The sequence below is a fragment of the Acinetobacter sp. SCLZS86 genome (assembly GCF_021560715.1).
Classification (GTDB): domain Bacteria; phylum Pseudomonadota; class Gammaproteobacteria; order Pseudomonadales; family Moraxellaceae; genus Acinetobacter; species Acinetobacter towneri_A.
The window spans coordinates 1599930-1622826 of record NZ_CP090864.1; the positions used below are offsets into that span (position 1 = coordinate 1599930).

A 22897-nucleotide genomic window follows, 5' to 3' on the forward strand; every position below is an offset into this window, starting at 1 on the left:
AGAAATATATTTCGCAAGGGACATACCCAAAACAATTACTGATTAGCACCAATGATTGGCACAGCGGTATCGACAACAGTTACACCATAGTCGGTAAACTCTGTACGCTCACCAGTATCAACAGCGAAACGGATTTTTGATGTACCACGAATGGCACCGATCAATAATTCCCATTTATCGCCATGATCAAGGTCTTTTTCAGACCAGAAGAAAGGCACACCAGACTTATCACTTGCAGCCATTGCTTCCGCAATTGCTTGTCCACCCAAAATAATTGAACGGTCAACAGCGAAAGTGCTACCAAAGCTTGATGGCACGATTAAATCTGATTCAGCTTCACTATCATGCGAAGCACAATATTTAATTGTGTCACCTGCATAGAAACGAATTGGACGTGGCATTTTTCGGATAATAAATCCGTTCCATAAACCTACATCACCTAAGAAAAGCGGATGTTGTTTTGCCTGACTTGCTCGTGCAAATGCAGATGATTGGAAAGAACGGAAACCTGGTTGAGCAGCAAATTTGTTGTACTGTGCTGGCGATACAAGCCATACACGTAATGGTGAATCTTCCGCAGCAACATCACCTTCAAACTTACAAATAGGTGGTGGTAAAGCAATTTGATCCAGAACAGTTTTCATTGAATCAACTGAATCCATTGTAAATAGATCAGTTGTTGCAATATCAAACTCACCTGCATTGCTTTTAACGCTCTGCACACCAGAACCATCAACAACATAGTGACGGTTTTTAGTTGGTGCTTTAACACGGTTTACCATGATTTCATTGAAGTTTTTATGATTATCTTTAGGAATAACCCATTCAATGTTGTTATGAGAACCACGTGCACCAGCCATATGCACCAGTAATGACTGATCACAATAGCGATCCATCAAGTTCTGAGCGACTGGACGACCAAGTTTGCGTAAATCAGCTGGGCTACGAATCTGTGACATCACGTTACCCAAATCAACAGGGAAACGAGCTTGGTTCACACGTAGGCGATCTTCATTCAAAGACATCCCCACACCACGACCTTCAGCATACGCACTACCCATAATTGGATATGCACCGACTGGATTTAGTAAGTGGAATGTCACTTCATCACCACGCCCTTTTCCTAAGTCCTGAACACGAACAATAGGCATATGGGATGTGGTTTGTTTACGGAGAGTCGCTTCCGCACCTGCTTCGCCCTTAGGCATTTTCCCAGCCAATAGGTTTAAGGTGCTGTTACGATTCATGTGTGTAGCGAACAGACCTACCGCTTGGGTAACTAAATTGGTCTTATCGCCATAACTTGCGTTAGTTTTAGTAGTCATGTTTCAAATACTCTCATCACGTATGTTTAAACACGTCTATTGAGAAATTGCTCCACTTGGTCGGGTGTCCATCCTTGCATTTCCTCTGCAAGTTGCGCTGGCGACATTGCTGCCAAACGCTCATCACGAGAAACACCAGCAGGACTACCAGCAGGCAAATCACTCAGACTGTTCGGTGGTGGTGTTTGAGCCTGACTCACAGCTTTTTGCGCTACTGCCTTTACTGCATCATTGGCAGGTTGAGCAGCTTGTTGACCTGATTGGGTATTCGACTTATACAATCCTAGAAGTTCTACCACCTGAGCAGCTGAACCTTTATCCAAAACTGTTTCATACGCATCTTTCAGAAAACTTGGTTGTGCATTCTTCCAATCATTAAATTCTTTCGATTCAACAATAGATTCTGCATCTGGGTGTGCTGTAAAGATTTCGTTAAAATGGGCTTGCTCTACACTGACCTGCTGTTGTTGCTGAATTGGAGCTAAAGCAGTTTGTAATTGCTGTTGCACCAAAGTTGAAACCTGTGAATTAACAAGTTTCTGAATACCAGCAGCCAAAGCTTCTTCGCTAAAATCCCCAAAGATTGCAGGGTCTACACCCTGATCAATCGCTTGTTGTGCGATATCAGCTTGGTTGTCCTGTGTAGTTGGAGCCTGTCCGTTATCTTTACGTTCCTGTGCATCAGCTTGAAGTTGTGCCAACTGTTGTTGAGCTTCATCAAACTTTTGCTTCCATTCCTTTTCACCGTTACGTGCTTCCACTAACTTGTCATAGGGAATGGTGTGTTTTCCGTCTTTAGCTAAGATCACAGCATTTTCAGCATTTAACTGGCCTTCATCGACCTGTTGTTGCTGTTGTGCTTGTTGTGTATCAGCTCTTGCGGAGCTATGCTCCTCATGCGTACCGTCTTGACCTTCAACTTTTGGGGTATTTTCTTCTGTAACTTGGGTAGTTGCTGGCTGACTACCATTTTCCGCATTTGCGGTATCGCCATTTAACGCTTGCTCTAAAAGCTGCGCTGCAAGTTCAGGTGATGCTTTACCACCGTTCGTTTCAATCAACTCATTTTGTTGCTCTGTAATATCCATGTCTGTCCTATCACTTATCGCTGTGACCGCAAAGGCGAATGGCTAGAGTTATCTAGCGTTTAGCTGTTGATTGCTCAACATGAGACAAGTGTCTAGGATTTATATATGATGTCGTTAGCCTTACAGGGGGTATAAAAAAACCACCCGAAGGTGGCTTAGATTAAATCAAGCTATTTAGAATGTTGTTGGCTGTGCCACAGAACGCACCAAATACATGAGTCCTGTTTGAAATTCTGTCTTAGCCATAGCTGCAAAACGTTCTGGAGTTGCATCGTTGAGTCGATCATAAGTTTCTTGGTCAGTTATCTCTTGAAACTGTTCGATGATGCAACAGCTATCACGCTGCTTTTTAATATGCGCTTGAACCTTAATGATCATCGCTTCAATTTGTGGTCCAAGTTCTTTGATCTCATTCATCAATGCGATTTCTTCTGTATTAAGTTCACGATAACCAGTAATTTTACGGTGTTGGTTTTCCATCCTTATTACTCCAAAATCAACCAATCATTTGCGAATAGATCACCTGTAGATGGTGTCCAACCCATAGCCAAAGTGTCTTGTACTGTCTTTAATGTGCAATATGGTGCAACATCGATGTACCCACCAAGTTTTTCAGCATGAGCTTTGTTGTGTGGATTCCAGATATAGGTTGATTCAATTTGCTTGGATTCACCTTGAGCAACCACATATTGCAAATCATTCCAACATGAACGAGCAACTTTTTTACCTAGTTTCAAAGCAGTAAGTGCATCACCAAAATTTAAACTTCCGTTTGGTCGATAAGCATCTTTGAATACACATGCTGGCGACCAAGAGATATAGCCTTTATGTCGTTCATCATTTGGTTTTCCACCATCAACATATTCAACTAAGTAGCCTTGTTCTGAAGGGTCTTCGTTTTCAGGTATATCCCAATTACGATAATGGTTATATTCACCACGTGTCATAGTTGTTGCTAATACGGATTTAGTGCCGATGTATGCACACATAGCGAAAGGTAATAATTTCTTTAACATTTTATGCCCACAATAAAAAAGACAGTCGATTTGACTGTCTTAGTATCTGTGAATAACAAGAATTACTCTTGCCTTACAGGGGGCTTCACATGATTTATAAGAACAGTTGGAAAATATATTTTTGAATTGATTTGTTCCTTTAATTTTTCCTGAACATCAGTATCTTCTACATAAGATAAAGATAACGCAATTCCCCTAGAATCAATCCAATCATTAGAATGAACAAAAAATTTAAGATGTATATCTTTTCCATTAGTTAAAAATGGATCATTGATATAAAATTGATTTACTGTGTATGAATCACAAGATAACCAATCTACATTTAATGGTTTATTTTTTACAAACACCTTATGAAATTCATTCTCAAAAATTATATAGATTTCCGAATTAATCATATCTTCGGATGTGTATTTATATAAGTTCTCATCTGTAAAATTTATGCAGTCCCACATTACCCTAAGTGTTGGCAGATTTGCTATTTCGCTTGTTGGTTTAATAATCATAAATCACCCTAAATTATCTGTTGTACGTAGAGTCTCAATCCCCTGCATTCCTGTGCCACTTTGTTGTGGTACTGGTGGGTTCATTGGACTTGTGTTCTGTTGTACCTCTGCCAATCCTTCACTGCCTAACTGCGCCCCTTCACCTTCTAAATATGGTGAACGTACATCACGTGCTGCTGTCTGTTCTGCGGTTGGGAAGTTAGGATCATCACCCATTGGGTTGGGACGCTGATAACCTGCACCTTTCATAATCTCGTCAGCAATAGGTGCGATCTGTGGCATCATTGCTACCTGTGAACCTCCTTGCATTGCTGAATATGCAGCTTGCACACCAATTTGTACTGAACGTGCGTCTATTTCCTTAATTTCACTTACTGCTTTACGCTCTTTAAGTTCAAGCTCACGACGTTTTAGATCAATACCTGCATCGGCAAGTGCTTTATCAACAGCTTCTTTAATTTGTTGCTCCACTTGTTCTGGTGTTGGTGCCTGTGTAGCTTGGCGAATAGATTCAATAATGTCTTTCTTGAATGGAATGTCAGTCAAGGCCATCACATAAGGCAATACTGCGACTTGAACCTCTTGAGGTAAGGACTTCACAATCTCAGACAAGGCATTAAGCTGTTGCTCTCGGAATGTGCTGGTGCTTGGAACATCATCAAGTACAACTTTCAAGCGTGTACGTTGAACATCATTACTAACATAAGGATAACCATGTTCATCAACCTCAGGTTTATTGATAACAACTGTACGATCCTCACGTACCGCATCACCTTCAATAATAATAGTCTGTTGCTGAGTGCCCATATCCTCAACAATCATTGATAGTAGCATTTCTCCCATGAGGGTACGTCCATCACGAAAATTATCCATCATCTTCATTAAGGTCTGGTTTGACTGCTCTATCTGTAACTGTTCTTGTTTTCCAGAAGTAGCATTACCTTTTTTACCTTGGAACCCAGAAGTAATATTACTTACTTGCTCAATGGCAGCACGATTATCACTAATCAGTTGGAAATGTTGCTGTGATAATTCATAGTCACGTTTAACATCAAATCTTGCACCAGGTCTAGCCATGTGTGCTGCATCCAATACAATATCAGCATCAGGACGTGCAACTTGACGACGTAATTGTTCGTCTGTCATAGCCACTGCACCTTTGGTCCGTTCAACACGTGTAACACTCATCCCCCAACGTAACTTTGAGATACCAGAGTTAATGCTGTCTTGACTGTACTTCATGCCACGAACAAAGCCATAAGGAATGCCGGTGTTATCTTCTCTGAACCCAAAGAACGGAACATAGGGGAAATAATAGTGTGAATATGGCGAAGGACTATCATGTAAAAGGTGTGGTCCAAGCCAATATGAACGACGCAACTTTGATATGGTAGCCTGCTCTACACGTGCAACACCTTGATAAATTGCTAAGTCATGAGCCATATTATTGGCGTCATATTCAACGATTCGACCATCACTGAACTTTAAAACTGGTACACGGATCCAACGACGGTACCAAACCTCAGTAACATTTATCTCTTTAGATGTAGGGTTATACCAGTAGTTTTCACTTATCGTCCATGAACGTGCATCAAGCCAAGCGTTTTGTAAGCCTGTACTTGCTCCACCATCCAGCACATCAGGTTGTTGCCACCATGAACCGCCATAACGACCAACTGTTTGGATGAGCTCCTTGTGTTCTGGGAAAGCACTCATCAATCGTTTAGGATGAACCCAACGAGTACGACGTAACCAACGTGCATCAGATAAGTCTGGTTCTGTAGACTTCATATCCCAATGAATCTCATTACGATGAACTACAACACAACGATAAGGATATTTGAATGGGTCTTGCTCACGCTTTACCTCAACCCATCCTAAACCACATGAAATTTGAGGACGAAAAGCATCACTACACGCTTTATCTGCTTTAGATAAGCGTTCAGCTTGATTTAACTTGTAGTTCAAGGCATCAGCAACATCATCACCGCCAGTTTCACCATTGGCTTTTACACGCCAATCAGTACGAGTCTGTAGCTCATAACCCATAATCGACAATAAAGCTGGACTAATTCTGTCCTCTACTGCAGGTGGAATACCGATCTGTTGCATGCGGTTAAGCAAATCTGTATCTAATTGATTGCCATCTGCATAATCCATCTCTTTATCTGCGATGTGACGCCAATGAGGTTGTTCCTCAATTTCGTGCATGATCTCCGTTAATTCTTCCAGACTGAGCGTATCATCATCGCTAATCTGCTCACTTGTAGCTGTATCTTCTTGAGTAAACATAGCTTTTCCTTATAAACGCCAATCTGTCGGAGGTGCTTCGACATAACCATGTGGATTTTGATGTGTTGTACCTTGATTCATACCAGTAAGACTAGCCGTATAGACATAATCACCAAGCAACCCTGCATCTTTAGCCTGTGCCCACTGTCTAAGTGCATCTGCACCTTCTGAGCAACCATTCGATTTATCAGGCTGGTCAATAAACATATTGGCTTGTTGGTTAAACTTTTTCTTATAGCCTTCAATACGTTCGATACCCAATTTGCATCGTTCTTCATCAAACCAAGCATTCTTTAAATGTCTACGAGTCTGTTGAATACCAGTTGTGAGTAACGTAATACGTGGAATGACCACAAAATTATGACCAGGTAATAATTCTTCAAGCATTTCTAATACTGACTTGTTGTAATCGCCAAGCCTTTGATGTGCTGCATCGTGAGGTAAAAAATGAGTATGATAGATATAAGGTTTATCTTTAATCAGTTTCACGTAATGACGCAAATCTTGAAAATGATCTTCTTCATAATCAATAAAGCGATCTTGCTGATTCATCATTTGATGAAACCAAATTGCACAACCATCATGGTTGCCAATATCCCAAAACGTACACGTAGGTACATCTAAAACTTCAATTTGAGCAATACCACTACGTTTACGCAACTCAAGCATATCTTTTGCGTAGTAGTTCCCTTCTGTACTGACCTGAAATGCTTCGTCAGGAAATGAGGGATACTCTTGCCACATCAAAGCTTGATCACCAGATAGATCATTATCACGTGTCGATACATACCAAGCACGTTGATCAGGATCAATTTTGATCTTCTTGCCTAAGTTTCTGGATACAACAATTTCAATGTGATCAAAAATATTATGATCTTTTTTAGAAATAATGACTTCAGTTGAGTCAATACGGTACTTAGGTTCTTCCCACCAACCATAAAAATGTAGTCTGAAATCTTTTGGCGTAAGTTTTTTGCGTGAAGCAAAGTTCTTCTGTGCGATCTGAACCTTATCAAAGAAGTCACCACCACGACCTTCAGCAGTAGATTCAATGACACAGATCCCTGTTGTTGGAACTGCTGGTAATGAACCTGTACGAACCTCTTTCGCTTTACCAGGCGATTGAGCGCAAATTTTACCGTATTCAGAAATAAGTAAGCGGTGCATGGTACCGCCACGGAATGATGTGGCCACTGAAATTTTAGAACCATTATGGGCGAATTCCATCTCAGTTCCATTATTCGTTTTGAGTGGAAAGCGTTCTAATATTTCAGGCGGTAAGTTATCGTACGCAAATTTAATCTTATCGCTAAAAATATCACCAACAGTTTCAAGGTTCTGTGCAATCACACCGCAATGCTGATTCGCATTAAATAGCGCATGGTCCAACCACAACACACAAATCAATGTGGTGAAACCCAACTGACGCGCTTTTAAAATAATATTGCGGTACCACAACCGATTTAAGAATTTCTTCTGTGCATCATTAGGCTGGAACGGTAATTCAAATGTTGGAGCTTCTTCTACTTGCCCTAACTCATTTACAAAGTCATCACCTTTAATTTTGATCTTATATAAACAGCCACTAAAAATACGCCAAACAGGGTCTGCCAAGCAGCGTTCAAGCTCCTCGGCATTTGTCGGTAGTGGCTGTAAGTTAGTGTTATAAATCAATTTTTACTCCATTTTGCACAACATTGGTGCATTTTTGAAGCGTGTACGTGAATGAAATTGTTTTGGTGTGGGTGATTAGTCGTTCCATTCACGTACATGCACTAATATTCAGGATCATCGGCAATTGGTTTAAATGCAGAACTATTTCCAGTGCTCACTCGTTCAAGTAATGCAGTCAGTGCATCGACAGGTTTATTGTTCTCATCATCAAGTCCAAACGCTTGACGTTCTAAAGCAATCAATGTTTTGAGTGTGTCGCTTAAATCTTTCATAGACTTCACACGACCAGGCATTGAGATAATCTTCATGTAAAGGTCATTCACCTTGTCGTTGCCTTTATCATCAGGCGACCACATAAGCTCACCCAGCATTTCCAGCAATTTGACATTCTCTTGACCGACCATCATTTCAAGCTCATCAAAAAGACTCATAGCAATCTTGCGTGAACGTTGAATATCTTTACGATGTGCTAATCGGACTGACGCTACTTCATTGGCATTTGCATCAATAGTGTCTTTTTCTGAAATGGTCGTTTTCGTGCGCACACTGTTGCGCACACTCTCCTTGCGCACAATGTCATCTGCTTTAGCTTTAATTTTTTCAGATAGATCACGAACCCATTCGTATTGCTTTGCTCTACGTCTAATGCCTGATTCTGCAATATCATGCTCACCTGCAATTTGACGTAGAGACTTAATACCTGCTCGATAATCGAGTTCGATCTTTTCCCAATCAATTACTTTTTTTTCAGCCATGATCACCAAACCTCATATTGGTTTAATGATCATGTATATATGTGGGGGAGGTCTAACCTTAGAGGGGGGTGAAGCCGTTTTGATAAATTACAACAGCTCTCCTTGCTTGCCTATATCCAATAAATCACTTACTTGCTTTGAAAGTTTACGAACCTGACCAGAAACCTCGCTTTGTAAAATTGCCATGTGATGGCCCATTTCGATATTGGCATATTGCATAGCTTCAGCAACCATGAGATTGCCAAGGTTACGTGCTTCACGTGGCGTTAATGTCAAAATCTGATCATCACCAATTTCAATTTTAACGGTACCATCAGGTAAAACCATCTTGGACATAATACGAGATGGGCGATGTTTAGGGGCTGGAATGAATACACCACGCTGTACACGGATAATCTGGCCACTATCGACAAGATAGCTTAAACGATCATCAACGATAGATAATTTGAAGCCTGTCAATTGTGACAAAGTTTCTCTAGTAACGATTTGCTCTTGATTATGTAAATCCTCAATGGCTTCAAGGATTGTTTCAGCGTTAGACTTCATTGTCATACTCCCCTAAATCGTTCTTAAACTTCAACTACGTCAATATTGTGAATTAATTTCATCAATTTACGTTTGATGATGTAATCCGCAGTTTTATGACCTTTGGCATCTTCACAGATGAACTGATCATCTTTAGTCCAATAAACAAAGTCTGCTATGTAATCTGTGCCACGTACTCTCTCACCACAAATTTTCTGTGCCGGTATCAGGTTGTATCGAACCTGGGTCTGTAAATCCTTGATCTCACCTGCACGCTGTAAAACAATCAAATCGTTCAAACGACGATATTCATGCTGTGAATCAGCAACTTTTTCACCATCAACGACAACTTTATGATTCCCATACTTTGGCTTTTTAGGTTTGGCCTCACGTTTGTGTGCAAGTCTCTTAATTTGCGCTGGAGATAAATAACTTGTCATGCCACATCCTTAATATTTTTATTGATTCTGCGTTTCCGCATTTGAGAAGCTAATTCGGGTGGACAAGGAACAGCTCGATGATTTGATTCTGCTGGTGCTTCAATCATCTTCACTGGATCAGTAAAGCTTTGGACATCCCCAATTAACTTTGCATTTGAAATAATACGGATATACATATCTTTAAAAGCTTTAGCTTGAGATTCAGCTTTAGGATTTATTTCATCAAAACCTTTCTTAAATTCTTTAAGAGTTTTGAGTACATGCACACTGATTGAGATTGTTTGATTCGACTTCTCGTATGCCAATGCTTGTTGCCATGCTTCATTTTCAGTGAGCCAATGTGAACCTTGTAAACACCAAATCTTAAAATCTTGAATACATGGTGGCCATGGTTCATGGAGCATACGGTTATACCCATTTTCCAGCTGCTGAACTGTCAATCCTGAAAAGTCCTCGATCATGGCCTGTTCAAGATCAGCTTCATCAACTGCTGCCCAAAAATCTGTAAATTTCTTACCGTACCGAATACGCATTTTGTCAATTAAACGACGTGCTTCAGTAATGGTGAACTCACGCATGACCCACCTCCTCAATCAGAAAGTTCTTTGGGGGTTCAGGTACTACATCAATTATTGATGATTCCTGATGTTGTTCTTCACGGACTTTTTGACCATAACGCAACCAGCGATTTACATTTTCCTGTTTAGCTTGGTATGCAGATGGTGTTTGAATAGGTTTATTTCGTCCTGATTGCTCAGTGACGCTATTTTTCGCCTTTCGGTTGATAAGTTTTTGCTTGTTGTTGTTTACCCATGTCAGAAACGCTACAGCCCACTTCTGTGCTGTCTTGAAAGATTGCTTACCGTAATCATTCGGTGATGCAAACCAATCTCCAAATTCATCAAACAAGTTTTCAAGATCGTGTTGATCAAGATCAGGGTGTCTAGGTTTAGACAATTCGATGAAATCAGATTTCAATGTTGAATATTTCTGACCAAGTTCGATCACTGATATTTTTGCAAGATCAAAATTGTGGTACTGAACAAATTGAGCTGGCGGTTGTGAAATTTTTTCCTCGTGCGTATTACTACTACGTTCTATTGGTTGTTCTATTGGTTGTTCTTGGTAGTTAGTATGACCCTGCGTCACTGCTTTTTGCACCAGAGTCACTGGTTGTTGCGTGAGAGTCACTGGTTCACTGTCGTCAGAGTCACTGGTATTGTTATCAGAGTCACTGCTTTTATTATCCGAGCTGTGACCCTGCGTCACTGCTTTTGTGAGACCTTCTACGTCAAAACGGTAATAAGATCGACGACCATTTGAACGATCTACAACCAATATTCCTAAATTTTCGATGTGTTTAATGTGTAAGCCCACTGCTCGATTTGATAGTCCAGTATCGTCCATGAGCGTTTGGATAGATGGATAACATTCACCAGTTTCATAATCAGCGTATGTAGCCAAAGTGATTGCCACTAACTTGGTTGTTGGTGGCATGGAAATTTGACGTACAGCTTTAACAAAGTTGAAATTGCTCATGCAGGATTACCTCTCAAATTAGGTAAACCATCAATTAAAGACTTTAAATTTCGATCATGTTTAATTACATGTAATTCGTGTTTAAGCTTCTGATTCTCTAAGAGAGTTTTTGAAAATTCTCTTTTCTGATAAAGCAATTGTTCAGGATCATCTATACGAGCCAAAGCCATCGTTAAAAGATTTAATTCGTTTTGGATATTTCGCTCATTAAATGCCAACGTTTTAAAATTTTCTTTAATCATATGATGATCAAAGTGGCTTTTATATTTTTTGGACCACTCACAATAATATTTGATCTTTGGTGCGGATAACACACCAGCAATAACTTTACAGGTACCCTTTGGACTGACGTAAATTAATCCCCATTTTTCAGGCAATTCATTAATTTTAATTAAACCTGTAGGACAGATGTAGTAACGATACTTCCCCATACCAGTCTCGGGATTTATACGATGTGGTTTATTTCTATCAGCCAAAAAGTCAGACCGACTTATTTTAGCTTCCAATAGGAAAGTACCTACGCCATGACCATGTATTCCTCCATGACGTATACCAAACACATCTGGATTCTCACCATAACAAGCTGCTTCAACTATAGTGAAATGACACCCATGCCCATTTGCAGATTCAGATCGTTTTAGAAATTTTGCACCGATTTCACACAACTCACGATGATTCATAAATTCCACCTCACCACAAATCTTCACTACATAGCCCCATACGTGAAAATTTCTTTTCACCCAAGGCTATTAGCTCTAAGTCATTTTCTGTCCATTCTTGTTGGCCACATTCAACTGCATGTAAAAAAGCTTGTGGTCGTGTATAGAACTTCCCATTTTCACAATAAAAACCTTGGTGTAATGATTTACCCCATTGGTTTTGAATATCTGGCACCAAACCAAGTGACAAAATAATATTGATACAATCTGCATGGCGATTAGGTTTTGGTAGAGCGACCATAAGCTCACCTGCTTTAACAGCAACTCCGATAATCATGCTGCCACCCCTAACCCATTACCAGTAAGGGAGATCTGAACGGCTTTAAATTCGCGCTGACATGCCACGTTCTTGAATGCAGAAAAGCAAGTCACAATGTATGGCTGCTTTACAATTTTGAATCCCGGTCCCGCAACTTCATGGAAATATTCATCCATTAACTTGTTGGCACCTTTCCAGCGAGTTTTGACACCACATTCAACGATGTAAATCGGCTCTTGATCTTCTTCACAACCATTCAAAAACTGTCCATATGTCATGCGTTCAGGTACAGCTATTTCAAAATCGAGCTGTATAGATCGGCCATCTGGATGATCTGCGTATATGTCACAACTGATATGGAAGCTTTGCTCGTTGTCGATTAAATCCTTACGCATGGCAATCACAAGTGTACCCTTGGTCAAAGTTAGCAAATGGGCTAACTCAGGCGCTTGATCCTCAGATTTCCCATTTGTTAATTGCCAAAGTTCGAGAATGCGATTTTCTTCAATCGCTTCCCCAATAAGCTGAAACTTGCGTACAGGATTTAAAGCAGGTTTATTGGGGTTGTATTTTTTATTACGTTTTTTAATCACGCCACACCCCCTAATCGAATTAAAACAGCCCCAAAGAGCGTAAAAATGAACAGCAAAGTTTTGTGGAGTTCTTTCATGCTGCCACCTTCTTTTCATGACTTGAACGAACCTTGTTCACACCTTTTAAATGATGTGGTCTGTAAACACGGTCATAGCAGCCTTTACATGCTGATTCTGGTCGAAATGTAATGGTTCCATCCTTTAACTTTGATTTAATCATGAACCAAAACTCTGAATCTGTAGGCCAGTATTCATCACAGTGCTTACAAAGTTTTTCTTTACCTAGTTCAGTAAAGATATACATAGGTTTTTTAGCTTCATTTGATTTCACGCTGCTACTCCCTTATGTTTCTTCACATGCTGTGCCCAGCCTTTGCATGGTTTCATGCGCTTACGATCTGTAGCAGACGGACTATGCAAATTTTCAATATCTTTATGGCAATAAAAAACAGCATCCAACTCCAAGGCATGAGCCAAGTCAGATTGAGTAGAAAGACAATGATTTGCTAAAGTGCCGCAACGATAAGCACACGATTCACATAAAACATCTTGATTAGGTGCTTTTTGCGCTAGGATCAGCCCATTCAAAGCACCATGAAAACTAGGTGAAATAAGCTTATCTATTGCGTATGGGTGCATATCGCCAGTGGTGACGAGATGTAAATACAATGTTTCATCACACGATTGGGCATAATTCACAGCAACATTCAGAACATTGCCAAGTAAATTAAGTAATTCATCATGTGATTTTGCTGAAAACTTATCCTTGATTGCCTGTAAGCGTTCAGCTTCAGGCAATTGGATAATGTCAGTTAGGGCGAGAATTGAGGTGTTATCAATCATGCTGCACCACCTTGGATGACTTTGAACTCAACCACCCAAACCCATGGGTTTTTATTCCATGAGCCAGTACCGTTAATTGATTCCCATAACTGCATAAATTTAGGTTTTTTGCAGTCACGTAAGATTGGTGAACCGACACCTTCTTTTAAACAGTCTGATTCAGAAATGTCTTGAAGTTGCTCTACATGAACATTGGTGATTTCAAGCAAAATACGTGATACCCAACGTGGCATGTGAATAGATGGCTTCCAGTTACCTTCTTTACCCTCAAGTAGATCATCAGCCCATGCTGCAAATGAATATTTTTCTAATCGTGGATCGTCATAATTTATTAATCCATCTTCATCTTGAAAACTTTCATTTTCTACAACACGTGTAATTTCACCATCAGCTTTATAAGCAAGTGCGATTTCACCGTATAAATTTACAGTTGACCATGTTTCACGTACCCAAAGACGATCACCTATTTTTCCGTATGGGCAATGAATTGGTAAATCTTCAATTTGAGGTAATGCCAAACCATTAAAATCTTTACTCAACCACTCCCCATTTAAAAAACATTTCAAAGTTGTGCCTTCAGGCTGTGGATTTATTACTCGACGAGTCTGAGTCTTGCGACCTTCCAAAATTGCGCTGACCATTGGGGCACTAAATAGAATCGGACGTTCTTTCATTCCACATCCTCCCCGAATGCTTCTTCAAAAGTCGTGATGTGGCGCTTATTTGCAAGAATTTCTCTTGTGTTCGCATGTCGTATCAAATGAGCTAATGCGAAATTGCGATTCCCATCCAGCAGCACGCCATCACCCTGTACTTTGTGGACAGTCATGAGATGATCTGGTTTCAATGCATCGATAAACACGACGACATCACCAGCGGTGAAATCTTCTGCAGTTTTCACATACGCATCATCAAGTGCTAAACCCAAATCAAACTCTCGTTTTTCAATTTGCTGAATCAAACAGTGATGGCACTGTTCCCCTTTAAATTCTGGACATTTGCCAGCGCACTTATGTTCTGTTAAATTACTCATGTTCATTTACCTGAATGTTGATGAATACTAGAAGCTCGACCTGCAACGTCGGGCTTTTTTAATGCCTGCCAAAAACTTTTTAAATTTCTGCATACATTCTTGAATACACTGGTAGACGTTGTATTCTTTGATTTTTCTATGTGCTCAGATGATGATTGACCTGTCTCCAGTTCGATCTTTTTATCTATGGCATCTCTTAACCACTTAGCACGATCACTACCTTGGCTTTCAGCCAAAGTATCAATGATCTCTTGGACTTCCAGCGGTACACGTGTTGACATGGGTGCCAACAGTTTTCGACTGAAATTAATTATTGTTTGCATAGGTGATACTCCTAATGTGTTGTTTGTGGTGATTTTCTCTCCACTGTTATTGGCTTCTTTCCTTTCGCTAAGTCAAGAATTTGATATTCACGAGCTAATGGGATTTTGTCTTCCGCCCACTGATAAACGGCTGACGGCTCAATACCAAGCAAATTGGCTAACTCAACACCATTTACTTGCAGTAATTCGAAAGCCTCATTCTTAGTCATAATACGCCTTAAAAGTAAGATTTCTTACTATTTAATCAAAGATAACTTATAAAAGCAATATATAAGATAACTTATATGGAAAATCAAACTATTGGTCAGCGCATACGTGCGTTAAGACGTTCGAAAAAATTAACTCAGGCGCAATTAGCGAAGATTGCGGGGGTAAGCTCACCTGCTGTAACAGAATGGGAAAAGGATGGCTATTTGCCTAAAGCAGCTTCACTTGAAGCTATGGCAAATGAGTTTGGGGTTACAGCTGAATATATTCTGACTGGAAAACCTGATAGGGTTTTAGATAACAATATTGTTCCAGTTACTACGAAATTATTACCAGTTTTATCTTGGGTTCAAGCAGGGACAATGACCTCAATAGAATTTATTAATCCGTCTGAGATTACAGAGTGGTTACCACCACTAAGTTCAGATGATCCTGATGGATGTTTTTATTTAAAAGTTGTTGGTATTAGTAATTTTCCAACCTATCAAGATGGCGATTATATTTTAATTAACCCTGCTTTTCAGGTCTGCGATCTATTATCAGAAGACTTGATTGTTGTTAGAAACAATACAGACGCTACTTTTAAAAAATTAATTATTGAAAGTGATGATCGTAAGTATTTACAAGCTCTTAATCCAAATTTCCAACCTAATATCATTGAATTTGAAGAAGGCATGGAATTAGTAGGTTTGGTAATTGATGCATTTAGACCACTTGGTGGATCAAGACCAAAGCGTGTTAGAAAAAGTTAAAACTGCGAACCCGACGCAGTTTTTTATAATAGATCGGGTTGGGGAAATTTAAATGGGTGGATTTGTACTTGGTGTAATTGTAATTTTGATTTTATGGGCTTTCTTTTCTGCTAAGTCCAAAGCTGATTCTTCTCAGGCATTTGATGCTTTTGATGAAGCAAAATTTTGGTTTGATAGACAAGGGATTGTTAAAAACTCCGTTAAATTCAATTCCTATACAGACAAATATTTAGCAAAAACCCATGGCATAGTCATCATACTGGTTGGTATTGGTGAGAAAGTTAATGGTGAGCATGTAGGGTTTGCTATCGAAGTTAAGGAAGGTCAAGGAGTGGTCGAAAGCACTCTTATTGAACCTGCTGGAATAGCAACACATGATAAAAAAGCTGTCTTGATTGCAAAACAAAAAGGTAAAAGTCTTATTGATGCACTGCAAGAACTTGCATTACATCATAGGCTTAATAATGTTCGATAAGGAATTTTACATGTCTATATCAAAATGTAGCTGTGGCAATACAAAATTTAAACGTGTCACACAATCAGTTGAAAATTGTAATATTCACATTGATTTCATTCAATGCTCTGAATGTAATACTGTTATTGGGATTTTGGAAAATCTAAACAATGAAGCCCAACTTCAAAAAATTGAAGCTAGACTTCAAAATATTGAGAGTAAAATTAAAAGATAATTTTACAAATACCAAGAAGCTAGTGGATCAATATCTTTTGGGATTTCATTTTCCCCGAAAACATATTTTTCAACCTTTTGACATTCAACAATAGCTTCATCTACTGATTTTATGTGAACGGAAGACAGTAATCGATCGATCGTTTCAGTACGCCATTCCACACGGTTAATAAATTTTGCATTGTACGCAACGTTTAAAGTCTTGGCGGCATCTCGAATGGCTTTTTGTATAGATTCTGAATCAATTTCACCTTTACCTATACTTGCTGATACGTGCATAGCAGACATAGCACCTGCTGCCAGTTGCACTGGTGCATCGCCAACAACTCCAATGCCATTACGGTAATTATTTTCATCAATAATTGCCTGATCAATCCATGCTTGATCTGCTTTTATGGCTACATCCTGTAATGTAATAACTGATCCCTCAAATAACTTAATCCAAGTACCTTCGGGGATTACACCATATCCTGAATTTTCAGCATCTTTACTCATCTGAATAAACTCCATACAACCTGCCCTGTGCAGGTTTTCTTTTGCTTATTAAATCATTAAAATAAGTTTTCTTACAAATACTATTGACAATAAAAATAAGTTTTCTTATATTTATTTCACCAACAACAAATCTACTTGGTGAATTTTATGTCTACCAAACCAACCAACGCACAGCAATTTGTTGCTGACTTAGGTGCAGGAACCTTTGCTAACCAACTCGGTGCAGCTATCAGCATGGTTTCTCAAGGTGCTGTTCAGCACAACAAAAAAGGGCAAATCAAAATCACACTTGATATTGCTCGTATCGGTGATTCAAGCCAGGTCGAAATTGCACACACACTCGCTTTTGTTGAACCAACAGCAAAAGGTAAACGTGCAGAGGACACCACCTCAAAAACTCCAATGCATTTGAATGCTGGTGGTGATGTCACGTTGTTCGCTAACCATACAAGCCAATTATTCACTGAAGACGCTTAAACAGCCCCCTTCTCATTACAACAATTTTACCAACCATCCATAAGGTACTGAAAATGGAAAACTCTGCTAAAGAAATCGTTGAACTTGCGTTACCTGTAAATGATTTATCTCGTGGTCAACTTGTTGCCATTCACGAAAATTTCAAAGTTCATGATTTAGAACAATTTCAAGCTGGTCGTAACCGTGCACGCGGTGTTTTAAAAACCCCATCTTTTGAAGATTTCAAAAGTTATGTTTTAGGTAATACGCAGTCTGAAAATTCTGTTCCTGAAGTAAAAGTTTATGCCCCTGTATTTGTTGACCACAAAAATGTATCAGCAACGGCAATTTTAAACTTCAAAGTTGTTGGATTGGCTCAAGGTCATTGTGACCATAAAGCAGTGTTACAGCTTGAACCAACTGTAGTTTGGGAAAAGCTCAATCAGCTTAAAGATAACAAACTTAATCAAAAGCGTTTTGCAACATTACTTGAAGATTGGGCAAGTGTATTCGCTGCAACAAGTGAAACTGGTGAAACGATCCATATTGCGGAAGCAATTAATGCAGTTCGCAACATGAAAGTTGGCGCATCTTCAACTACTGACTCGTCAGTATCAAACATGCAAGAAACTCGCTCAGTCTTTGACAAAGTTGAAGCTTCAAGCACAGCAGGGAAATTACCAAGTTATTTTGAAATCATTGATCCAGCTTATGTCGGTCTTGATGACAAAACTATTCGCTTGCGTCTTGTAGTAAATAGCTCAGATGGTGAGCCATCGTTTGCATTGCAAATCGTTAAAGAAGAACTCTTGCGTAATGAAATTATTCAAGAATTCAAGGAAAAAGTGATTGCCTTGCTTCCTGAAAACCCTGTCCGTATTGGTACGTTTGCAGCTTAACAGTGGGCATTAAAAAGCCCGCAGGGACTGGAAATCTAGCGGGCTTCAACTACACGAGGTCATTATGGCAACAAACACATCCCAAAACAAGCTAGTCGAAACGCTAATTAAGCGTCAAGACAAAAAACGTTTTGTTTCTAAGCTTAAAGGCTTTGCTTCAAATGCTGCTGCATCTGCGCTGATTGCAGTAAGCACATTCATCTTTTTTGGTGTTGGTTTAAAAGCTTGTGAAGCGGAACAAGTTTCACAGGTTAATGCAACCAAAGCGCATTTGGAGGCTATGCGATGATGGCTTTCATTCCTAAAGTTGCTACCCCTAAGGAAGCAACGCACCACATTTTGGTCAATGGTGAAACGCTGGAGTATTACCGCGAAGACACAAACCAAAAGTTTGATTGCGGTGTGTGGGTTGATCTGAATTCTAAGTTTTTCCCGACATGGGTTGCGCCTATCAACCAAATGCCTTCACAAGTAAGTCGTGGTTATGTGCGTTCTGAAATTTATCCTCGTAAACACGTTTCTGTCGCATATCAGGGAGATTGATCATGAAAATTAAAGAACAATTTTTCGTGGTTAAAAATTTAACTACAGGTCAATTTGTTTGCAATGTTGGCTCTGAAAAACATAAAGCAGCATTCACACGTTTGCTTACCTCTGCTAAATGCTTTCAAACATTTGAATGTGCAGGAGATGCAATTGATACGATCCGTGTATTTTTTACAAGCAAGGAAACGGAAGCTGCTAGAGCCGATGATGATTCTGAATATTACATAAAAGATGCACAGCAAAATTATGAAAAATTCGCCAAAAATCTTGTTATTTGCAAACTAACAAGAACTCACTCTATTTCAAAAGGAGTTGAACAGTGAATACCCAAGTAAATCACGAAAAATTCTTAGCAGGTCGTAAAAAAGGTATCGGTGGTTCAGACGTTGCTGCAATCCTTGGCTTTAGTCCGTACAAATCACCATACCAATTGTGGTTAGACAAAACTGGTCGCAGTGAACGTAAAGAATCACAAAATGAGTCTGCGCATTTCGGCAACCTACTTGAAGACGTTGTTGCTAAAGAGTTTTCACGTCGTTCAGGTATGAAAGTTCAACGTGTTACTCAGCAATTATCTCTTGAAAACATCGGAGAGTCTTGGGCTATCGGTAACATTGACCGTGCTGTTGTAAATCCTAAAATCGCAGGTCGTGTTTTCTTTAAAGATGGGAAACTAACTACAGACCAAGGCTTGGAATGTAAAACAGCTTCGGAATATTTGTCCAAGTTATTTGGTGAAGAAGGAACAGACCAAATTCCAGACTATTACCTTACTCAATGCCTTTGGTACATGAAGCTTACAGGCTTCCAAGTATGGCACCTTGCCGTTCTCATTGGTGGCAATAAGTTCCGTATGTATCGCATTGAACGTGATGACGATTTAATTGAATCAATCTTTAAACAGGTTAAAGCATTTTGGTTCAACCATGTCATTGCTGATGTTCCACCAGATCCTACTTGTTTTGATGATGTTTTACATCGCTGGTCAAATCATGTTGTGGGTAAACAAGTCGAAGCTGATTTTGAACATATCAAGCTTGCTGAAGAACTTATCACTGTTCAAGGTCGCCAAAAAGCGGACAAGGCTCGTGAAGATGAAATCAAATTAAAGATTGTCTCAACAATGCAGGATGCGGAAATGATGATTAGCCAGGGCAAGTCCATCTGCACCTACAAAGAACAATCCTCTACTCGTATCGACAGTACGCTGTTGAAAAAAGAAGAACCTGATTTATTTGCGAAATATAGCAAAACCTCCAGCACACGTGTTTTCCGTATTTCAAACAAGTTTAAAGAAACAATTTAAGGAATTTTATTATGAACGCATTAACAACCCCACAAAATGGTCAGATTGCCCACTTAACTGCTTTTGACATCATGATGAATCCTGAAATTATGGATCGTTTTGAGCGTATTGCAAGTGTCATGGCTTCATCAAAATTTGCAGTGCCGAAACATCTTCAGGGCAATACTGGAGATTGTTTAGCCATCATTATGCAATCAGCACAGTGGCAAATGGACCCTTTTGCCGTAGCTCAAAAAACTCATCAAATTAATGGTGTATTAGGGTATGAAGCGCAACTTGTGAATGCTGTGATTACCAATCGTGCACCTATCACAGGTCGTTTAAATTTTGAATGGTATGGCGATTGGGCAAAGATCAACGGCAAGGAAGATAAATCATGGGATAAAGGCATTAAAGTCTGGGCAACATTAAAAGGTGAAACTTCTCCACGTGAAATTGATATTTCTATGGGACAAGTAGGCTCAGTACGCAATTCACCTTTATGGGTAAGTGATCCACGCCAACAACTTGCGTATCTTGCTATTAAACGTTGGTCACGCTTATATACACCCGATGTAATTCTAGGTGTTTATACCCCAGATGAAATTGCTGAACGTGAAGAACTTGATGTTACCCCAGTTCAATCAACGGTAAAAAAACATCAAGGTGCATCGGGTTTAAAAGCTCAGATGGCTGAACGTGAACAGTCTCAAGAAACTGTTATTGATATGGCACCCGAGTTCAATACAGCAGCATTAATTGCACAAATTTATGCGACTGAAACACTGGAACAGCTAAAAGAAGTCAGCAACACAGTACCTACTAACTTAGGTGAACCAGATCAAACTGATATTAAAAATGCTCATGGCTGGCAGAAGTTCTACCTTCAGTTGGTTGTTGATCTTGAAGACGCAGCGGATGTTGAAACCATCAATAAGATTATGGGTGAGCGTTTTGAGCCTCACACTTCTGGCTTATCTGATGTTCAAATCGACAAGATCAATTCGATTTACGAACGCAAAGCAGCTGAATTAACAGCATAACACTGGCATGTGGTGCCCTCACACATGAGGGTACCAGTAGTGAGATAGAAATATGAATCCAACTATTGAACAACAACATGCCATTGATATGGCATTACATGGTCAGTCTTGTAAAGTGACCGCATACGCCGGTGCTGGTAAGACTTCTACCCTTAAACTGATTGGTAATGCAAAGCATCACCAACATGGAATGTACTTGGCATTTAACAAGGCGATTGCAACAGAAGCACAGTCTAAATTTAACCATAATGTTAAGTGCAAAACATTTCACAGCCTAGCTTATAACTCAGTTCCACGCTGGCTGACTAATAAATTAAAAAATCGTCGCTTGATGTCAAACCAATTGGCATCTCGCCATGATCTTGAGAATTATCAAGTACCAGTGGCATTGGTTAAACAACGTGGTGAGGATGACCAGAAGCGTTTATTTAATTCAAAACGTATGGCCACATCTATGATGAATGCCGTTGGTTATTTCTGCCGTTCTAATTACAGCGAAATTCAACTATCACAAGTTTACGCTGCTTTACCTGATTGGATGGATGATACATATCGTGCTGAATTGGCAAATATCCTTTTACCTAAGGCACATGATTACTGGAATGACATTTTAAATCCTGCTGGTATTAACCGTCTCGAACATGACCATTACCTAAAATATTGGGCATTGAGCAATCCAGTGATTAATGCTGACTTTATTTTATTTGATGAAGCACAAGATGCTGATCCTATTATGTTGAATGTTTTGAGTAAGCAGCGTGCTCAGGTAATTTATGTGGGTGATCGTCACCAGCAAATCTATGCGTTTCGTGGTGCTGTCAATGCGATGCAATCCCTAGATATTGCTGAAACACGTTTAAGTCAATCATTTCGTTTTGGTGAAAACATTGCTGATCTTGCGAATAAAATTTTGTTCAATGTTTTGGATGAAGAAATTCCATTACGTGGTTTTGAACAAATTGACTCCAATGTTGGTGAAGTCACCGATATGGTTGCAGATGCATTTATCTATCGTACCAATGCTGCTGCCCTTTCCAACATGGTTGAGCTGGTAAAAATTGGACGTGAACCACGTTTGGAAGTTGATACAGGTTCTTTATTAAAAAACATTGAAGATGCCAAAAAAGTTAAATCTGGAATAAAAGTCCACGATGGAAGTGTATTTGAAGGCTTTAGCAATTGGGAAGAAGTCATTGAATACACAAATGAAGTCTCTGGAAATGACTTAAAAGCACTTGTTAGCCTAATCAATAAAGTGGGTGAAGAAGCTCTAATCAGCTCATTACTAAAAAGTAATTCTAGTGATTATGACTGCATTGTGACCACAGCTCATAAGTCTAAAGGCTTGGAGTTTAACAAGGTCAAACTTGGTGGTGATTTCTTTTATAAAGAAGCTGCTGCACCTGGTGAAAAAATCCTAACCGAAGATGAAGCTCGACTTTTATATGTTGCTGCTACTCGAGCTAAAAAGCAGTTAGATATTTCTGCATTGAACCCACTATTTAAAAAGATTGGATATAACACTCAAGCTGAGGTAGCAACATGATCACTCGCCTACCTTGCCGATTTACAAACTTATTCACTTACTGGTTGTACTGT

33 protein-coding genes are annotated in these 22897 nt (G+C 39.5%); 11 read left to right on the forward strand and 22 right to left on the reverse strand.

Translation table 11 applies throughout. From position 1 onward, the window contains the following. Nucleotides 1–35: 35 nt before the first annotated feature. The 21 genes from LZP46_RS07625 to LZP46_RS07725 form a co-directional block, all read right to left on the reverse strand. Nucleotides 36–1325 carry a phage capsid family protein gene (locus LZP46_RS07625; protein WP_120364422.1) on the reverse strand — a complete coding sequence of 430 codons (1290 nt, stop codon included), beginning with the start codon at nucleotides 1323–1325 and terminating at the stop codon, nucleotides 36–38. 26 nt (nucleotides 1326–1351) lie between these two features. After that, entirely contained in the window at nucleotides 1352–2413 is a 1062-nt protein-coding gene (locus LZP46_RS07630; protein WP_236093444.1) for a hypothetical protein, read from the reverse strand. Between the two features lie 174 nt (nucleotides 2414–2587). Further along, a complete protein-coding gene (locus LZP46_RS07635) occupies nucleotides 2588–2893 on the reverse strand; it encodes an Acb2/Tad1 domain-containing protein (protein ID WP_120365282.1) in 306 nt (101 codons plus the stop codon). A 5-nt stretch (nucleotides 2894–2898) separates the two neighbouring features. Then, nucleotides 2899–3360 carry a DUF2829 domain-containing protein gene (locus LZP46_RS07640; RefSeq protein WP_228256792.1) on the reverse strand — a complete coding sequence of 154 codons (462 nt, stop codon included), beginning with the start codon at nucleotides 3358–3360 and terminating at the stop codon, nucleotides 2899–2901. 131 nt (nucleotides 3361–3491) lie between these two features. Further along, complete coding sequence (locus tag LZP46_RS07645) at nucleotides 3492–3932, reverse strand: hypothetical protein (protein WP_236093445.1); 441 nt, start codon at nucleotides 3930–3932, stop codon at nucleotides 3492–3494. 3 nt (nucleotides 3933–3935) lie between these two features. Then, a complete protein-coding gene (locus LZP46_RS07650; RefSeq protein WP_236093446.1) occupies nucleotides 3936–6224 on the reverse strand; it encodes a portal protein in 2289 nt (762 codons plus the stop codon). 9 nt (nucleotides 6225–6233) lie between these two features. After that, complete coding sequence (locus tag LZP46_RS07655) at nucleotides 6234–7898, reverse strand: terminase (protein ID WP_236093447.1); 1665 nt, start codon at nucleotides 7896–7898, stop codon at nucleotides 6234–6236. Between the two features lie 101 nt (nucleotides 7899–7999). Then, nucleotides 8000–8653: a hypothetical protein gene (locus LZP46_RS07660; RefSeq protein WP_236093448.1), complete on the reverse strand. Its 654-nt coding sequence runs from the start codon at nucleotides 8651–8653 to the stop codon at nucleotides 8000–8002. An 87-nt stretch (nucleotides 8654–8740) separates the two neighbouring features. Further along, nucleotides 8741–9199, reverse strand: a complete 459-nt coding sequence (locus LZP46_RS07665; protein WP_236093449.1) for a hypothetical protein — start codon at nucleotides 9197–9199, stop codon at nucleotides 8741–8743. Nucleotides 9200–9222: 23 nt separating this feature from the next. Then, nucleotides 9223–9618: a DUF1064 domain-containing protein gene (locus LZP46_RS07670; RefSeq protein ID WP_236093450.1), complete on the reverse strand. Its 396-nt coding sequence runs from the start codon at nucleotides 9616–9618 to the stop codon at nucleotides 9223–9225. Next, the gene (locus LZP46_RS07675) at nucleotides 9615–10196 is read right to left on the reverse strand and encodes a hypothetical protein (RefSeq protein ID WP_180172923.1); all 582 of its coding nucleotides are present in this window, start codon (nucleotides 10194–10196) and stop codon (nucleotides 9615–9617) included. The genes LZP46_RS07670 and LZP46_RS07675 overlap by 4 nt, the downstream gene beginning before the upstream one ends. Further along, a complete protein-coding gene (locus tag LZP46_RS07680) occupies nucleotides 10189–11157 on the reverse strand; it encodes a helix-turn-helix domain-containing protein (RefSeq protein WP_236093451.1) in 969 nt (322 codons plus the stop codon). Before LZP46_RS07680 ends, LZP46_RS07675 begins: the two co-directional genes overlap by 8 nt. After that, nucleotides 11154–11837: an adenylosuccinate synthase gene (locus LZP46_RS07685; protein WP_236093452.1), complete on the reverse strand. Its 684-nt coding sequence runs from the start codon at nucleotides 11835–11837 to the stop codon at nucleotides 11154–11156. Before LZP46_RS07685 ends, LZP46_RS07680 begins: the two co-directional genes overlap by 4 nt. Nucleotides 11838–11847: 10 nt before the next feature. Beyond that, the gene (locus tag LZP46_RS07690) at nucleotides 11848–12153 is read right to left on the reverse strand and encodes a hypothetical protein (protein ID WP_236093453.1); all 306 of its coding nucleotides are present in this window, start codon (nucleotides 12151–12153) and stop codon (nucleotides 11848–11850) included. Then, a complete protein-coding gene (locus LZP46_RS07695) occupies nucleotides 12150–12728 on the reverse strand; it encodes a hypothetical protein (RefSeq protein ID WP_180182753.1) in 579 nt (192 codons plus the stop codon). The genes LZP46_RS07690 and LZP46_RS07695 overlap by 4 nt, the downstream gene beginning before the upstream one ends. Nucleotides 12729–12801: 73 nt before the next feature. Next, nucleotides 12802–13059 (reverse strand): hypothetical protein, encoded by a 258-nt coding sequence (locus tag LZP46_RS07700; protein WP_080747880.1) that lies wholly within the window; start codon nucleotides 13057–13059, stop codon nucleotides 12802–12804. Beyond that, complete coding sequence (locus LZP46_RS07705; protein ID WP_168377808.1) at nucleotides 13056–13571, reverse strand: hypothetical protein; 516 nt, start codon at nucleotides 13569–13571, stop codon at nucleotides 13056–13058. Before LZP46_RS07705 ends, LZP46_RS07700 begins: the two co-directional genes overlap by 4 nt. After that, nucleotides 13568–14245 carry a hypothetical protein gene (locus LZP46_RS07710; RefSeq protein ID WP_236093454.1) on the reverse strand — a complete coding sequence of 226 codons (678 nt, stop codon included), beginning with the start codon at nucleotides 14243–14245 and terminating at the stop codon, nucleotides 13568–13570. Before LZP46_RS07710 ends, LZP46_RS07705 begins: the two co-directional genes overlap by 4 nt. After that, entirely contained in the window at nucleotides 14242–14604 is a 363-nt protein-coding gene (locus tag LZP46_RS07715) for a hypothetical protein (RefSeq protein WP_236093455.1), read from the reverse strand. Before LZP46_RS07715 ends, LZP46_RS07710 begins: the two co-directional genes overlap by 4 nt. A 2-nt stretch (nucleotides 14605–14606) precedes the next feature. Further along, on the reverse strand, nucleotides 14607–14927 hold the full coding sequence (locus LZP46_RS07720; RefSeq protein WP_236093456.1) for a hypothetical protein: 321 nt from the start codon (nucleotides 14925–14927) through the stop codon (nucleotides 14607–14609). Nucleotides 14928–14938: 11 nt separating this feature from the next. Further along, on the reverse strand, nucleotides 14939–15136 hold the full coding sequence (locus tag LZP46_RS07725; protein WP_236093457.1) for a Cro/CI family transcriptional regulator: 198 nt from the start codon (nucleotides 15134–15136) through the stop codon (nucleotides 14939–14941). A gap of 75 nt (nucleotides 15137–15211) precedes the next feature. On the opposite strand from LZP46_RS07725, the gene LZP46_RS07730 reads away from it, so the two are divergent. Genes LZP46_RS07730 through LZP46_RS07740 form a run of 3 tightly spaced genes read left to right on the forward strand, consistent with a single transcriptional unit; the run spans nucleotide 15212 to nucleotide 16575 of the window. After that, a complete protein-coding gene (locus tag LZP46_RS07730) occupies nucleotides 15212–15886 on the forward strand; it encodes a LexA family protein (RefSeq protein WP_236093458.1) in 675 nt (224 codons plus the stop codon). 52 nt (nucleotides 15887–15938) lie between these two features. Further along, the gene (locus LZP46_RS07735; protein WP_236093459.1) at nucleotides 15939–16361 is read left to right on the forward strand and encodes a hypothetical protein; all 423 of its coding nucleotides are present in this window, start codon (nucleotides 15939–15941) and stop codon (nucleotides 16359–16361) included. A 10-nt stretch (nucleotides 16362–16371) separates the two neighbouring features. Next, nucleotides 16372–16575 (forward strand): hypothetical protein, encoded by a 204-nt coding sequence (locus LZP46_RS07740; protein ID WP_236093460.1) that lies wholly within the window; start codon nucleotides 16372–16374, stop codon nucleotides 16573–16575. A gap of 2 nt (nucleotides 16576–16577) precedes the next feature. Here LZP46_RS07740 and LZP46_RS07745 read toward each other — a convergent pair whose 3' ends face one another. Further along, the gene (locus LZP46_RS07745; protein ID WP_236093461.1) at nucleotides 16578–17069 is read right to left on the reverse strand and encodes a hypothetical protein; all 492 of its coding nucleotides are present in this window, start codon (nucleotides 17067–17069) and stop codon (nucleotides 16578–16580) included. A 147-nt stretch (nucleotides 17070–17216) separates the two neighbouring features. On the opposite strand from LZP46_RS07745, the gene LZP46_RS07750 reads away from it, so the two are divergent. The 8 genes from LZP46_RS07750 (at nucleotide 17217) to LZP46_RS07785 (ending at nucleotide 22844) form a co-directional block, all read left to right on the forward strand. Beyond that, nucleotides 17217–17546 carry a hypothetical protein gene (locus LZP46_RS07750; RefSeq protein ID WP_010112842.1) on the forward strand — a complete coding sequence of 110 codons (330 nt, stop codon included), beginning with the start codon at nucleotides 17217–17219 and terminating at the stop codon, nucleotides 17544–17546. Nucleotides 17547–17599: 53 nt separating this feature from the next. Further along, the gene (locus LZP46_RS07755; protein ID WP_236093462.1) at nucleotides 17600–18424 is read left to right on the forward strand and encodes a DUF2303 family protein; all 825 of its coding nucleotides are present in this window, start codon (nucleotides 17600–17602) and stop codon (nucleotides 18422–18424) included. Nucleotides 18425–18488: 64 nt separating this feature from the next. Continuing rightward, nucleotides 18489–18713: a hypothetical protein gene (locus LZP46_RS07760; RefSeq protein WP_236093463.1), complete on the forward strand. Its 225-nt coding sequence runs from the start codon at nucleotides 18489–18491 to the stop codon at nucleotides 18711–18713. After that, nucleotides 18710–18967: a hypothetical protein gene (locus LZP46_RS07765; protein WP_236093464.1), complete on the forward strand. Its 258-nt coding sequence runs from the start codon at nucleotides 18710–18712 to the stop codon at nucleotides 18965–18967. The genes LZP46_RS07760 and LZP46_RS07765 overlap by 4 nt, the downstream gene beginning before the upstream one ends. A gap of 2 nt (nucleotides 18968–18969) precedes the next feature. Then, on the forward strand, nucleotides 18970–19293 hold the full coding sequence (locus LZP46_RS07770) for a hypothetical protein (protein WP_070152224.1): 324 nt from the start codon (nucleotides 18970–18972) through the stop codon (nucleotides 19291–19293). Next, nucleotides 19290–20276 carry a YqaJ viral recombinase family nuclease gene (locus LZP46_RS07775; protein ID WP_236093465.1) on the forward strand — a complete coding sequence of 329 codons (987 nt, stop codon included), beginning with the start codon at nucleotides 19290–19292 and terminating at the stop codon, nucleotides 20274–20276. Before LZP46_RS07770 ends, LZP46_RS07775 begins: the two co-directional genes overlap by 4 nt. Nucleotides 20277–20287: 11 nt before the next feature. Then, nucleotides 20288–21298, forward strand: a complete 1011-nt coding sequence (locus LZP46_RS07780) for a RecT family recombinase (RefSeq protein WP_236093466.1) — start codon at nucleotides 20288–20290, stop codon at nucleotides 21296–21298. 52 nt (nucleotides 21299–21350) lie between these two features. Then, nucleotides 21351–22844 (forward strand): 3'-5' exonuclease, encoded by a 1494-nt coding sequence (locus tag LZP46_RS07785; protein ID WP_049044790.1) that lies wholly within the window; start codon nucleotides 21351–21353, stop codon nucleotides 22842–22844. Nucleotides 22845–22897 lie beyond the last annotated feature (53 nt).